The 14,254-nt window shown below is 66.3% G+C and carries 12 protein-coding genes and 1 riboswitch; of the genes, 11 read left to right on the top strand and 1 reads right to left on the bottom strand.

Annotated features, from left to right (window positions below; translation table 11 throughout):
- The first annotated feature begins 78 nt into the window (after positions 1-78).
- A riboswitch (TPP riboswitch) is annotated at positions 79-186 on the top strand.
- Between the two features lie 112 nt (positions 187-298).
- On the top strand, positions 299-2,179 hold the full coding sequence (gene thiC / locus A9513_RS21915) for a phosphomethylpyrimidine synthase ThiC (RefSeq protein WP_024764298.1): 1,881 nt from the start codon (positions 299-301) through the stop codon (positions 2,177-2,179).
- 136 nt (positions 2,180-2,315) lie between these two features.
- Entirely contained in the window at positions 2,316-3,602 is a 1,287-nt protein-coding gene (gene cytX / locus A9513_RS21910) for a putative hydroxymethylpyrimidine transporter CytX (RefSeq protein ID WP_024764299.1), read from the top strand.
- A gap of 89 nt (positions 3,603-3,691) precedes the next feature.
- Here the strand turns inward: cytX and A9513_RS21905 are convergent, their stop codons facing one another.
- Positions 3,692-4,444: an RsiV family protein gene (locus tag A9513_RS21905; protein ID WP_024764300.1), complete on the bottom strand. Its 753-nt coding sequence runs from the start codon at positions 4,442-4,444 to the stop codon at positions 3,692-3,694.
- Positions 4,445-4,673: 229 nt separating this feature from the next.
- Between A9513_RS21905 and A9513_RS21900 the strand changes: the two genes are divergently transcribed.
- The 9 genes from A9513_RS21900 to A9513_RS21860 all read left to right on the top strand — a co-directional run bounded on the left by A9513_RS21900 (position 4,674) and on the right by A9513_RS21860 (position 14,040).
- On the top strand, positions 4,674-5,291 hold the full coding sequence (locus A9513_RS21900) for an NUDIX domain-containing protein (protein WP_038803343.1): 618 nt from the start codon (positions 4,674-4,676) through the stop codon (positions 5,289-5,291).
- Positions 5,282-5,740, top strand: coding sequence for a DUF1249 domain-containing protein (locus A9513_RS21895; RefSeq protein ID WP_024764301.1), 459 nt, complete (start codon positions 5,282-5,284; stop codon positions 5,738-5,740). Before A9513_RS21900 ends, A9513_RS21895 begins: the two co-directional genes overlap by 10 nt.
- Before the next feature lie 159 nt (positions 5,741-5,899).
- Positions 5,900-6,709 (top strand): 3',5'-cyclic-AMP phosphodiesterase, encoded by an 810-nt coding sequence (gene cpdA, locus A9513_RS21890; protein WP_024764302.1) that lies wholly within the window; start codon positions 5,900-5,902, stop codon positions 6,707-6,709.
- Between the two features lie 75 nt (positions 6,710-6,784).
- On the top strand, positions 6,785-7,414 hold the full coding sequence (locus A9513_RS21885) for a YqiA/YcfP family alpha/beta fold hydrolase (RefSeq protein WP_024764303.1): 630 nt from the start codon (positions 6,785-6,787) through the stop codon (positions 7,412-7,414).
- An 11-nt stretch (positions 7,415-7,425) separates the two neighbouring features.
- The gene (gene parE, locus A9513_RS21880) at positions 7,426-9,321 is read left to right on the top strand and encodes a DNA topoisomerase IV subunit B (protein WP_065085579.1); all 1,896 of its coding nucleotides are present in this window, start codon (positions 7,426-7,428) and stop codon (positions 9,319-9,321) included.
- Complete coding sequence (locus A9513_RS21875) at positions 9,321-10,373, top strand: esterase-like activity of phytase family protein (RefSeq protein WP_065085578.1); 1,053 nt, start codon at positions 9,321-9,323, stop codon at positions 10,371-10,373. Before parE ends, A9513_RS21875 begins: the two co-directional genes overlap by 1 nt.
- Positions 10,370-10,894, top strand: coding sequence for a TIGR02281 family clan AA aspartic protease (locus A9513_RS21870; protein WP_024764305.1), 525 nt, complete (start codon positions 10,370-10,372; stop codon positions 10,892-10,894). Before A9513_RS21875 ends, A9513_RS21870 begins: the two co-directional genes overlap by 4 nt.
- A gap of 7 nt (positions 10,895-10,901) precedes the next feature.
- Entirely contained in the window at positions 10,902-13,166 is a 2,265-nt protein-coding gene (gene parC / locus A9513_RS21865) for a DNA topoisomerase IV subunit A (protein WP_065085577.1), read from the top strand.
- A gap of 151 nt (positions 13,167-13,317) precedes the next feature.
- The gene (locus A9513_RS21860; protein ID WP_024764306.1) at positions 13,318-14,040 is read left to right on the top strand and encodes a membrane integrity-associated transporter subunit PqiC; all 723 of its coding nucleotides are present in this window, start codon (positions 13,318-13,320) and stop codon (positions 14,038-14,040) included.
- Positions 14,041-14,254: the final 214 nt, after the last annotated feature.

Below are 14,254 nucleotides of genomic sequence, written 5' to 3'. Positions count from 1 at the left end.
GTAGCTGCCTGTAGGAGGTCGCAAGGAATTCTGTCGGACGGCGATTGGCTAATCCCTGTCCACTTGATTAGACTGCGGGCGTTCTTGTCGGGGTGCCCCATTGCGAGGGGCTGAGATCGGATAGTTCCGGATCCCGTTGAACCTGATCGGGTTAGCACCCGCGTAGGGAACAAGAAGACCGCATCCCGCGGCGTATTCCGCCCCGGCCCCAGCCCTTCACGGGATGCGTCCCTTCGCTGCAGCAAGCAGCTCCTCTCGTTCCAGGTTCTCCCCGGCAATCAACCCAAGGAGAGCCAGGATGAGCACCCAGAAGAACAACGTCACCCGCCTTGAACAGCTCGATCGCCAGTCGACCCAGCCGTTTCCGAATTCGAAAAAGGTCTATCTGACCGGCTCGCGCCCGGACATCCGCGTCCCTGTGCGGGAAATCACCCTCGCCGACACCCCGACCGCCTTCGGTGGCGAGAAGAACGCCCCGGTGATGGTCTACGACACCTCCGGCCCCTACACCGACCCGGACGTTCGCATCGACCTGCGCAAGGGCTTGCCGGACGTGCGTTCGGCCTGGATCGACGAGCGCGGCGATACCGAAATCCTCCCCGGCCTGACCTCCGAGTTCGGCCAGTCGCGCCTGGCCGATGCCAGCCTGGACGCCCTGCGCTTCGCTCACGTGCGCACCCCGCGTCGGGCCAAGGCGGGCGGGAACGTCACGCAGATGCACTACGCACGCCAGGGCATCATCACGCCGGAAATGGAATACATCGCCATCCGCGAGAACATGAAGCTGCAGGAGGCCCGCGCCGCCGGCCTGCTGGGCGCCCAGCATCCGGGCCAGAGCTTCGGCGCGAGCATTCCGCAGGAGATCACTCCCGAGTTCGTCCGCGAGGAAGTTGCCCGTGGCCGCGCGATCATCCCGGCGAACATCAACCACACCGAACTGGAACCGATGATCATCGGCCGCAACTTCCTGGTGAAGGTCAACGGCAATATCGGCAACAGCGCGCTGGGCTCCTCCATCGAGGAAGAAGTGGAAAAGCTTACCTGGGGCATCCGCTGGGGCGCCGATACGGTGATGGACCTGTCCACCGGCAAGCACATCCACGAGACCCGCGAGTGGATCCTGCGCAACAGCCCGGTACCGATCGGCACTGTGCCGATCTACCAGGCGCTGGAGAAGGTCAACGGCATCGCCGAGGACCTGACCTGGGAAATCTTCCGCGACACCCTGATCGAACAGGCCGAGCAGGGCGTGGACTATTTCACCATCCACGCCGGCGTGCTGCTGCGCTACGTGCCACTGACCGCCAAGCGGGTTACCGGCATCGTCTCCCGTGGCGGCTCGATCATGGCCAAGTGGTGCCTGGCCCATCACCAGGAGAATTTCCTCTACACCCACTTCGAGGAAATCTGCGAAATCATGAAGGCCTACGACGTCAGCTTCTCGCTGGGCGATGGCCTGCGTCCGGGTTCGATCGCCGACGCCAACGACGCGGCGCAGTTCGGCGAGCTGGAAACACTCGGCGAGCTGACCCGCATCGCCTGGAAGCACGACGTCCAGGTGCTGATCGAAGGCCCTGGCCACGTGCCGATGCACCTGATCAAGGAAAACATGGACAAGCAGCTGGAGTGCTGCGACGAGGCGCCGTTCTACACGCTCGGCCCGCTGACCACCGACATCGCGCCGGGCTACGACCACATCACCTCCGGCATCGGCGCGGCGATGATCGGCTGGTTCGGCTGCGCCATGCTCTGCTACGTCACGCCCAAGGAGCACCTGGGCCTGCCGAACAAGGATGACGTGAAGACCGGGATCATCACCTACAAGATCGCCGCCCACGCCGCCGACCTCGCCAAGGGCCACCCGGGCGCGCAGATCCGCGACAACGCGCTGTCCAAGGCGCGTTTCGAGTTCCGCTGGGAAGACCAGTTCAACCTCGGCCTGGACCCGGATACCGCCCGTGCCTTCCACGACGAGACCCTGCCCAAGGACTCGGCCAAGGTCGCGCACTTCTGTTCCATGTGCGGGCCGAAGTTCTGCTCCATGAAGATCACCCAGGAAGTCCGCGACTACGCCAAGGAAAACGGCTTGACCGACGAGCAGAAGGCCATCGAGGCCGGCTTCCAGGAACAGGCCGCGCGCTTCAAGGACGAAGGCTCGGTGATCTACAAGCAGGTGTGATGCCTGTGCAATACCTGTAGGAGCGAGTTTGCTCGCGAACCTTTGCCGGCGACTCCGCAACTGGGCGGTTCGCGAGCAAGCTCGCTCCTACAAAAAACAACAAAACCTAATCCAACCTTCGAGCCCTGCACGCATCGTGACCACTACCGCCATCGACTACTCACCGACTTCCGCCGTGGGCAACGCCCAGCGGGTACTCGGCCTGCGCGACCTGTTCTCCCTCTGGTTCTCCCTGGGCATCGGCCTGATGGTGCTGCAGACCGGCGCGCTGTTGGCGCCGGGCCTGGGCCTGGCCGGCGCGCTGGGCGCGATCCTGCTCGGCACCCTGGTCGGCGTGCTGCTGCTGGCCAGCGCCGGGGTCATCGGCACCGACACCGGCCTGTCCGCCATGGCCTCGCTCAAGCTCAGCCTGGGCAGCCATGGCGCCGCGTTGCCGGCGCTGCTCAACCTGCTGCAGCTGGTCGGCTGGGGCGCCTTCGAGATCATCGTCATGCGCGATGCGGCCAGCCTGCTGGCGACCCGCGCCTTCGGTGAAGGTGGCGCCTGGAGCAACCCTGCGCTGTGGACCCTGGTATTCGGCGCGCTGGCAACCCTGCTGGCGGTCGCCGGCCCGCTGGCCTTCGTGCGCCGTGTGCTGCGTCGCTGGGGGATCTGGCTGCTGGTCGCCGCGTGCATCTGGCTGACCATCGACCTGTTCCAGCGTGCCGACCTGGCGGCGCTCTGGGCCAAGGCCGGCGATGGTTCGCTGACCTTCGCCGTGGGCTTCGACATCGCCATCGCCATGCCGCTGTCCTGGCTGCCGCTGATCGCCGACTACTCGCGCTTCGGCAAGCGCGCCGGGCAGACCTTCACCGGCGCGGCGCTGGGCTTCTTCATCGGCTGCTTCTGGCTGATGGGGCTGGGCGTGGCCTACACCCTGGCGTTCGCCCAGGGCAGCGATGCCAACGCGCTGCTGCTGGCGCTGGCCGGTGCGGGCATGGGCATCCCGCTGCTGCTGATCCTGCTCGACGAATCGGAGAAGGCCTTTGCCGACATCCACTCGGCGGCGGTCTCCAGTGGCATCCTGCTGCCGCTCAAGGTCGAACACCTGGCGCTGGCGATCGGTGTGATCTGTACCCTGATCGCCTGGTTTGCGCCGCTTGCGCAGTACCAGAATTTCCTGCTGCTGATCGGCTCGGTGTTCGCCCCGCTGTTCGGCGTGGTGCTGATCGATCACTTCGTCCTCCGTCGCCGCGCGCCGGCCGCGATTCCCCATGGCCTGCGCTGGGGCTCGCTGCTGGCCTGGGGCGGCGGCGTGGTGGTGTATCACCTGTTGGCGAACTACCAGCCTGATCTGGGCGCAACGCTGCCGGCTTTGGTGGTGGCGGGTGTGTTGCAACTGCTGCTGGGGCGTGTGGGCGTGAAAGGGCCGGCTACTGCGTAACGCTGTTCGCGAGCAAGCTCGCTCCGGCAGGCACCCGGTAACGCCGAGTGTGCTCTTCGTAGGAGCGTGCGTGCTCGCGAACCGGACCTTTACTGCGCCCCGCGCCCAGGGAAGTAATAGGTCTTCACGATCCCGTTCAGGCGCGGGTACGGAATCTTCAGCTCCGGGTGCCCGACCGAATGCGGAGCGATGCGGTCGATGTCGTACTTGAGCGTCAGCGCGCCGAAGGTCAGGGCGAAGTGCTCGGTCGGCTGGAACGGCCAGTTCTTCGAGAAGTTCGGGTCCTGCTCGTCCAGCTTGTTCTGCAGGATCCACGCCTGGTGCGCCATGCGCGCCACTTTCCAGAAGTTGTCCTCCTGGCCGGGCTGGAGAATGTCCTGCAGGGTGAGCACCTTGTGGAGGCGTCGATCATAATTGATGAAGGCGCGGCCGGGCTGGCCGTACTCGCCGCCGGTGAAGCGATAGCTGGACAGCTCGATGATCACCAGACCGTCATGCTGTTCGCGGATCTTCGCTTGCAGGTAGGAGCTCCAGCCGGGCTGCGCCGAATCGAGGAAGCCTTTCTCGTAGACATCCAGGCTGGCGGGGGCCGCACCGTCGCCCTCGCGGGCCAGTTGCAGCAGTTGGGCGTTGATCGCTTCGTTGAGCGCCGGCTCGTCGTCGAAGCTCAGGGTATCGAGGTTGAACAGCGGGCATTGCTCGCCCTGGCAGCCCGGCTGTGCGTGTTCGAAAGCGGTGTGGCGCGCAGTGAGCGGCTCGTCGAGCGAGGGCTTGAACAGACCCTGGCACGCCCCCAGTAACAGGCAGATGCTGCCCAGGGCGGCAAGTTTCAGAAGTCGCATGGGAATCCTTGTCGTTGACGTTCGCCGGCAATTGGAGTGGTTCGACCGCCATCGGTGCTGCCGGTTCGGCGGGTGAGTATGAACCACTTTGGCGGAACGCCGGCAGTGTGCGACGGTCACAGCAGACCGGCCGCCCGGCGGCCCGCGAAAGAGGCTGCGCCTGCTCCGGCGGCGCGATAGGATGGCGCGAAGTTCAACGTACTGTCAGTAGGAACGGGAGTAGAACGGGATGTCGGAAACGTTCAAGCCAGGCCCGCAGGATATCGAGATCCAGGAGCGCGAACAGTGCTTCAAGGGCTTCTACAAGGTCGACCGCCTGCGCCTTCGGCACCGCCAGTTCGCCGGCGGCATGGGCCCGCTGCTGACCCGCGAATTGTTCGTGCGCCACGATGCCGTGTGCGTACTGCCCTACGATCCGCAGCGCGATGAAGTGGTGCTGATCGAGCAGTTCCGCGTCGGCGCCATGGACGCCGGGGTCAATCCCTGGCTGATGGAGCTGGTTGCCGGGCTGATCGACAAGGATGAGGAGCCCGAGGAGGTCGCCCGCCGCGAAGCGGTGGAGGAAGCCGGCCTGACCCTTGGCGCGCTCTGGCCGATCGCCCAGTACCTGCCGTCGCCCGGCGGCAGCAACGAACTGGTGCACCTGTTCGTCGGTCGCTGCGACAGCAGCAGCGCCTCCGGCATTCACGGGCTGGAAGAGGAGGGCGAGGACATCCGCGTCCACGTCATGCCGCTGGAGGAAGCACTGCAGGCCGTGCGTGACGGCCGTATCAACAACGCGGCGAGCATGCTCGCCCTGCAATGGCTGGCGCTCAATCGCGCCGAGGTAAGGGGGCTATGGGTGTGAATCTGCTGCGCGAGCGCTATCGCGTCGACCTGGCGGGGTTGCAGGCGACCTGTGAGGCGAACTACTTGCGCCTGATGCGCCTGTTGCCGGAAATGCGCGAGGCCCAGGTCTCGCGCCGTGTGGCGCTCAGCGAAGGCGAGCGGCTGCTCGGCGTGCTGGCGCTGGACGTGGTCGAAGCCTGCCCGTACACCACGGTCCTGCAGGTACGCCAGGAGCTGGGGCTGCCCTGGCTGCCTGCGCCCAAGCTGGAAGTGCGGGTGTACCACGATGCGCGCATGGCCGAGGTGGTCGGTGCCGAGCAGGCGCGCCGCCTGCTGGCGATCTACCCCTACCCGAACCAGGCGATGCACCAGCCGGACGAGAAGAACCAGCTCAACCAGTTCCTCGGCGAATGGCTGAGCCATTGCCTGTCCTGCGGCCATGAGCTGGAGCCGGTGCTGCAACGCTGAGATGGCGGTGGTGGCAGCGTGCCATGATATCCTGCCCGTCCATCGCAGACTCGTGTCCCTAACTGTGATCTGTGACGCTTTCCCGGTTTGCTCAGGGGGGCGCCTGTCACCATACTTCGTCACGAATCCCCGCACGCCCGCCTCACAGGAGAAGGCGCATTGCCCACCCAGCCCACCGCTTCCGATTCCGTCCTGGTCGTCCAGCTTTCCGACAGCCACCTGTTCGCCGAAGAGAACGGCCGGCTGCTGGGCATGGACACCGCCGACAGCCTGACCCAGGTCGTCCGACTGGTGGGCGAGGAGCAACCGGCGATCGACCTGGTGCTGGCCACGGGTGATCTCTCCCAGGATGGCTCGGTAGAGTCCTACCAGCGCTTTCGCGAAATCACCGCATCGATTGCCGCGCCGGCCCGCTGGTTCCCCGGCAATCACGACGAACTGGGGCCGATGCGCGAGGCCGCCGCCGACACCGACCTGCTCGACCCGGTGATCGACCTGGGCGCCTGGCGGGTGATCCTGCTGGACTCCACCATTCCCGGCGCGGTGCCGGGGCAGATGACCGTCGAGCAGATCCATCTGCTTGAGCGCGCCATCCAGGCCGCGCCAGACAAGCACCTGCTGATCAGCTTCCATCACCACCCGGTGCCCATCGGCAGCCGGTGGATGGACCGCATAGGCATCTACAACCCCGAGCGCCTGTTCGCGGTGCTCGACCGCCATCCGAACGTGCGCTGCCTGCTCTGGGGCCACGTGCACCAGGAGATCGACCGCATGCGCGGCGACGTGCGCCTGCTGGCTTCACCGTCCACCTGCGTGCAGTTCACTCCCGGCAGCGAAGACTTCTGCGTCGACAGCCCGGCGCCGGGCTATCGCTGGTTGCGGCTGATGGCCGATGGTCGGGTGGAGACAGGCGTTTCGCGCGTGACCGACATCGAGTTCGAAGTCGACTACAGCATCAAGGGTTATTGATCGGTCACGCTTCGAACGCCTTGCGACGCTGACCCACTTGCGGCATGCCACTTGCAGCTTGTAGCCTCCCGGCCCATGACCGCATTCCTCTATATCCACGGATTCAACAGTTCGCCCGGCTCGCAGAAGGCGCGCCAGTTCGCTGCCGCCATGGAGCGCCTGGGCCTGGCCGAGCAACTGCGCGTGCCCGCGTTGCACCATCATCCGCGCAAGGCCATGGCGCAGCTGGAGTCCGCCGTTGCCGACCTGGGCCAGCCAGTGCTGATCGGCAGCTCCCTGGGCGGCTACTACGCCACGTATCTGGCCGAACGCCATGACCTGAAGGCCGTGCTGATCAACCCGGCCGTGGCCCCGCACCGGCTGTTCGACGGCCAGCTCGGCCCGCAGACCAACTACTACAGCGGCGAGACCTGGGAACTGACCCTGGACCACGTTGCCGCCCTGGCGGAACTGGAAGTCCCCACGCCCACCGACGGCTCGCGCTACCAGGTGTGGCTGCAGACTGCCGACGAAACCCTCGATTACCGCGCCGCCGAGCGCTACTACCGGGCCGCTGCCTTGCGCATCGAGTCCGGTGGCGATCACAGCTTCCAGCGCTTCGTCAGCCATCTGCCGGCCCTGCTGGCCTTCGCCGGCGTGCCGTCCAGCCAGTGGCGCGACATCGACTTCTCCGCCTTTGAAGCCATCACCTCTTCGACTGATTAAGCAGGAACCCCATGGCCCAGCAGAACGCCTATAACGCAGACGCCATCGAGGTTCTCTCCGGCCTCGATCCGGTGCGCAAGCGCCCGGGCATGTACACCGACACCTCGCGCCCGAACCACCTGGCCCAGGAAGTCATCGACAACAGTGTCGACGAAGCCCTCGCCGGCCACGCCAAGAGCGTGCAGGTGATCCTCCACGAGGACAACTCGCTGGAGGTAATCGACGACGGCCGCGGCATGCCGGTGGACATCCACCCCGAAGAGGGCGTGCCCGGCGTCGAACTGATCCTCACCAAGCTGCACGCCGGCGGCAAGTTCTCCAACAAGAACTACCAGTTCTCCGGCGGCCTGCACGGCGTGGGCATCTCGGTGGTGAACGCGCTGTCGACGCTGGTCGAGGTGCGCGTCAAGCGCGACGGCAACGAATACCGCATGACCTTCGCCGACGGTTTCAAGTCCAGCGACCTGGAAGTCGTCGGCACCGTTGGCAAGCGCAATACCGGCACCAGCGTGCACTTCTGGCCGGACGCCAAGTACTTCGATTCGCACAAGTTCTCCGTCAGCCGCCTGAAACACGTGCTGAAGGCCAAGGCCGTGCTTTGCCCCGGCCTGCTGGTCAGCTTCGAGGACAAGGCCAGCGGCGAGCGCATCGAGTGGCACTACGAGGATGGCCTGCGTTCCTACCTGGTCGACTCGGTCTCCGAGCACCTGCGCCTGCCCGACGAGCCGTTCTGCGGGTCGCTGGCCGGCAACAAGGAAGCAGTGGACTGGGCCCTGCTGTGGCTGCCCGAGGGTGGCGAATCGCTGCAGGAAAGCTACGTCAACCTGATCCCCACTGCCCAGGGCGGCACCCACGTCAACGGCCTGCGCCAGGGCCTGCTGGACGCCATGCGCGAGTTCTGCGAATTCCGCAACCTGCTGCCGCGCGGCGTCAAGCTGGCGCCGGAAGATGTCTGGGAGCGCATCGCCTTCGTCCTCTCGATGAAGATGCAGGAGCCGCAGTTCTCCGGCCAGACCAAGGAGCGCCTGTCCTCCCGCGAGGCCGCCGCGTTCGTCTCCGGCGTGGTCAAGGACGCCTTCAGCCTGTGGCTCAATGCCCACCCTGAACTGGGCCTGCAACTGGCGGAGCTGGCCATCAGCAACGCCGGCCGCCGCCTCAAGGCGGGCAAGAAGGTCGAGCGCAAGAAGATCACCCAGGGCCCGGCGCTGCCCGGCAAGCTAGCCGACTGCGCAGGGCAGGACCCGATGCGCGCCGAGCTGTTCCTGGTGGAGGGTGACTCCGCCGGTGGCTCGGCCAAGCAGGCGCGCGACAAGGAATTCCAGGCGATCATGCCGCTGCGCGGGAAGATCCTGAACACCTGGGAAGTGGACGGCGGCGAAGTGCTCGCCAGCCAGGAAGTCCACGACATCGCCGTGGCCATCGGCGTCGATCCGGGCGCGGCCGACCTGACCCAGCTGCGCTACGGCAAGATCTGCATCCTCGCCGACGCCGACTCCGACGGCCTGCACATCGCCACCCTGCTGTGCGCGCTGTTCGTCCGCCACTTCCGCCCGCTGGTGGAAGCCGGCCACGTCTACGTCGCCATGCCGCCACTGTTCCGTATCGACCTGGGCAAGGAAGTCTTCTACGCCCTGGACGAAGCCGAGCGCGACGGCATCCTCGACCGCCTGGCCGCCGAGAAGCGCCGTGGCAAGCCGCAGGTCACCCGATTCAAGGGTCTGGGCGAGATGAACCCGCCGCAGCTGCGCGAAACCACCATGGACCCCAACACCCGCCGCCTCGTCCAGCTGACCCTGGAAGACGCCGAAGGCACCCTGGAAATCATGGACATGCTGCTGGCCAAGAAACGCGCCGGCGACCGCAAGTCGTGGCTGGAAACCAAGGGCAACCTGGCGGACTTCGCCTGATGCGCTGGCTGCTGGCCTGCTCCTGCCTGTTGACGAGCCTGTTCGTCGGCGCAGCGAGCGCTGCCCAGGTGCCCGAACAGGCGCCGAAGGCTGGCGCGCCGCTGGCTGCGCCCGTGGCTCCTGCGTCGCTGCAGTTCGTCGCCGAGCATCCGGTGGAGGGCATGCCCAGTGGCAACCTTTCCGGGCTCGCACTGTGCGGCAACGAGATGTGGACGGTGTCCGACCGCGACGACGACCGTATCTATCGACTGCTGATCGACGAAGCGCCGGGCAAGGCCTGGCAGGCCACCGCCGAACCCTTCGTGGTGCCGGGCGCCCCGGAAAGCGGGCTGTCCTGGGGCACCCGTGCGCGGGTCGCCGTCGGTGGGCTGTTGCGTGGTGGGGCCATGGACTTCGAAGGCATCAGCTGCGACCAGGCGGGCAACCGCTATGTGGTCAGCGAAGGCTACGCGGCCGTCCTGCTGCTTCCCGCCGTCGGCGAGCCGAGCTGGCTGCCGCTGCCGCAGAGCCTGCTGCGCCAGGCTCGCGCCAGCGGCCTGCTGATGGAGTTCAATGCGCTCTACGAAGGCATTGCCGTCAGCGCCGATGGCAAGCAGCTGTGGCTGGCCGCCGAGCGCCAGCGCCGTGGCCTGCTCAAGGTGCGCAACGAGAACGGCACCTGGAAGTGCGAAGGCAACTGCGTGATGCTCAGCGAGGGCGGTACGGCAATGCCGCCACCGGAACTGGGCAGCGAGCGCGCACTGCCGATCGATTTCTCCGATATCGCGTTGTTCAAGGACAAGCTGTTCACCCTGGAGCGCCTGGCGCACCAGATCTGCCGCCGTGACGCCAAGACCGGCGCGCAGGAGTTGTGCTGGTCCTTCGCCGCCGGTGCACTGGCCCCGGAGCGCCGCTACGACCTGCCTTATGGCGTGGCCGAGGCGTTGATCCTCGACGAGCAGGGCGCCTGGATCGGCCTGGACAACGGTGAACACGCCCGCGCCGACGGCGATGGCCGCCCCTACGTGCTGCGCTTCGCGGCGCCGGCCGGCGGCTGGCTTGGTGGCAAATGAACGACGCAGTCCCGGGCAAGCGGGTCGGCAAGGTCATGATGTTCCTCGCCTGGGGCGCGGGCATCCTGCTCGCCACCCACTATTTCGGCGCCTGGGAAACCCGTCAGCACAATCCCAACCCTCAACCGCAGTCGACTCGCGCCAATGGCGCCGTGGAAGTGCGGTTGGTGGGCAATCGCGCCGGCCACTATGTGGCCGACGGCCGGATCAATGGCGAGGCGGTGACCTTCATGCTCGACACTGGTGCTACCCAGGTAGCCCTGCCGCAGCGCCTGGCCGACCGGCTCGGCCTGCCGCGCGGGTTGCCGATCACCCTGGACACCGCCAACGGCCGCAGCCAGGGCTGGCGCACGCGCCTGCCCAACCTGCAGCTCGGCGACATCCGCCTCACCGATGTGCCGGCGCTGATCGCGCCGGGCATGGAAGGCGACGAGGTGCTGCTCGGCATGAGCGCACTCAGACAACTGGATTTCACCCAGCAGGACGGCACCCTGGTGCTGCGCCAGCGATCTACACCGTGAGGCACGCATGAGCGAAACCCTCGATCTGAGTCTGGAGGGCGTGGAGCGCCGGTCACTGGCCGACTTCACCGAACAGGCTTACCTGAACTATTCCATGTACGTGATCATGGACCGCGCCCTGCCGCACATCGGCGACGGCCTCAAGCCGGTACAGCGGCGAATCGTCTATGCCATGAGTGAACTGGGCCTGGACGCAGACTCCAAGCACAAGAAGTCGGCGCGTACCGTCGGCGACGTGCTGGGCAAGTACCATCCCCACGGCGACTCGGCGTGCTACGAAGCCATGGTGCTGATGGCCCAGCCGTTCTCCTACCGCTATCCGCTGGTGGACGGCCAGGGCAACTGGGGGGCGCCGGACGATCCCAAGTCCTTCGCCGCCATGCGTTACACCGAGGCCCGTCTGTCGCGCTACGCCGAAACCTTGCTCTCCGAACTGGGCCAGGGCACCGCGGACTGGGTGCCGAACTTCGACGGCACCCTGGACGAGCCGGCCGTGCTGCCGGCGCGCCTGCCCAACCTGCTGCTCAACGGCACCACCGGCATCGCCGTGGGCATGGCCACCGACATTCCGCCGCACAACCTGCGCGAAGTGGCCGCTGCCTGCGTGCACCTGCTGGATAACCCGGGCTCCACCGTCGCCGACCTGATCGATTTCGTCCCAGGCCCGGATTTCCCCACAGAGGCGGAAATCATCACCCCGCGCGCCGACCTGCAGAAAATCTACGAAACCGGCCGCGGCTCGGTGCGCATGCGCGCCGTGTACCGCGTCGAGGATGGCGATATCGTCGTCACCGCGCTGCCGCACCAGGTCTCCGGGGCCAAGGTGCTGGAGCAGATCGCCGGCCAGATGCAGGCCAAGAAGCTGCCGATGGTGGCCGACCTGCGTGATGAGTCGGACCATGAGAACCCCTGCCGCATCGTCATCATCCCGCGCTCCAACCGCGTGGATGCCGAAGAACTGATGACCCACCTGTTCGCCACCACCGACCTGGAAAGCTCGTATCGGGTGAACATGAACGTCATCGGCCTGGACGGCAAACCCCAGGTCAAGGACCTGCGCCAGGTGCTCAGCGAGTGGCTGACCTACCGCACCGACACCGTGCGCCGCCGCCTGCAGTTCCGCCTGGACAAGGTCGAGAAGCGCCTGCACCTGTTGGAAGGCTTGCTGGTTGCCTTCCTCAACCTCGACGAAGTCATCCACATCATCCGCACCGAGGACCAGCCCAAGCCGGTCCTCATGCAGCGCTTCGAGCTCTCCGAGCTGCAGGCCGACTACATCCTCGATACCCGCCTGCGTCAGTTGGCGCGCCTTGAAGAGATGAAGATCCGCGGCGAGCAGGACGAGCTGGCCAAGGAGCGCGCCAAGCTGCTGGCGATCCTGGGTTCCAACGCCAAGCTGCGCAAGCTGGTGCGCGACGAGCTGGTCGCCGACGCCGAGACCTACGGCGATGACCGCCGTTCGCCCATCGTCGAGCGTGCCGAAGCCCGCGCCCTGTCGGAAACCGAGCTGATGCCGACCGAGCCGGTCACCGTGGTGCTCTCGGAAAAAGGCTGGGTACGTTGCGCCAAGGGGCACGACATCGACGCCACCGGTCTGTCCTACAAAGCCGGAGACGGCTTCAAGGCCGCTGCGCCGGGCCGCTCGAACCAGTACGCGGTGTTCATCGATTCCACCGGCCGCAGCTATTCGCTGGCCGCCCACGGCCTGCCATCGGCCCGTGGCCAGGGTGAGCCGTTGACCGGCCGTCTGACGCCGCCGCCGGGCGCGTCCTTCGAGCGCGTGCTGCTGCCGGAGGACAATGCCCTGTACGTGCTGGCCTCCGACGCCGGCTACGGCTTCGTCGCCAAGGGCGAGGACATGCAGGCCAAGAACAAGGCCGGCAAGGCGCTGCTCAGCCTGCCCAATGGCGCGCAGGTCATGGCCCCGCGGCCGGTCAACGACCTGGAGCAGGACTGGATCGCCGCTGTCACCACCGAAGGCCGCCTGCTGCTGTTCAAGGTTTCCGACCTGCCGCAGCTGGCCAAGGGCAAGGGCAACAAGATCATCAGCGTGCCGGGCGACCGCGTGGCAAGCCGCGAGGAGTATCTCACCGACCTCGCTGTTCTTCCGACGGGCGCTACCCTGGTGCTGCAGGCCGGCAAGCGGACGCTTTCGCTCAAGGGTGACGATCTGGAGCACTACAAGGGCGAAAGGGGGCGTCGTGGCAACAAACTGCCGCGCGGTTTCCAGCGAGTGGACGCCTTGCTGGTAGAATCGCTGTCTCAGGATTGAAACGCGGTTCGATACATTCTGCCTCTGGAGCTGAGGCGCCGGTTGAGGGATGATACGTCCCTTTGGCTACTGGCGCCTCGGCGCGTTGCCTGAAGCCATAGTGAAATTTGTTGGAAGTAGCGCCGATTTTCGGCGAATGACGGTGAACCAGATGAGCGCTTGGCGCGTCTTGGCCTTATTTTCCCTCGTCAGCCTCCTTGGGCTGACGGGCTGTACAGTGAACCGACCGACCCAGTTGTACCAACTGGACGCGGGCGCGGTTCCTGTTCCGACCCGTGACAACGGCGTCGCGGTTCTGCTCGGCCCGGTGTCCCTGGCCGATTACCTGAAGCGCGAGACCATGGTCCAGCGCCAGGCCGACGGTATCCTCAACCTGTCGACTGAAGCCCGCTGGGCTGGCAGCCTGGAAACCAACGTCAGCCAGCAGCTGATGCGCCTGCTGTCGGGCGAGCTGGACAGCACCCGTCTGGCGCTGTTCCCGGAGAAGCCCGGTTTCACTCCGCAGGTGCAGGTCATGCTGACCATCAGTCGCCTGGATTCCGGCCCCAAGGAGCCGGCGGTGCTGGAGGCGCGCTGGCGTCTGCTCGACCCGAAGGGTGAGCTGCGTGACAGCCGCGTCTTCCGCGAGGAAGAAGCGCATTCTGGCAGCGTGCAGGACCAGGTGCGTGCCCAGGGCGACCTGCTGCGCAAGCTGTCCGCGCAGCTCGCTCGCGACGTACGTCCGGTCGCCGCCGCGGTTGCCGAACAGCAGGCGGCGCCGCCGCGCAAGCCGCAGGTAGCCAATACCGAGCAGGTGGCCAAGCCCAAGGTGGAGGGGCCGAAGATCCCGCTGGTGGTGCCGATCCGCACTGACGTCGAGGTCTACCGCTTCTAAGCCGGCACTGCTCGGCGCGAAATTCCACGGCCCGCAGAGTTTGGCTTTGCGGGCCGTTTTGCATCTGCCGTGGCCGGTTTTGACATCTTCTTGACGGCCCCTGTGGTATCTACGGGCGCTTGTGCAGGCTATTGGCGCCCGGACGTTTCCGCGCGGAGCCTGCGAGAGACTCAAGCGTGTCGTCATTCCCTCCTACGTCCGGTATTCAGGCAGA

The organism is Pseudomonas sp. AU12215 (assembly GCF_001675465.2).
In the GTDB taxonomy this organism is placed as follows: domain Bacteria; phylum Pseudomonadota; class Gammaproteobacteria; order Pseudomonadales; family Pseudomonadaceae; genus Pseudomonas; species Pseudomonas nitroreducens.
The sequence above is the reverse complement of the archived record's forward strand: the minus strand, read 5'-3'. Positions and strand labels throughout refer to the sequence as shown.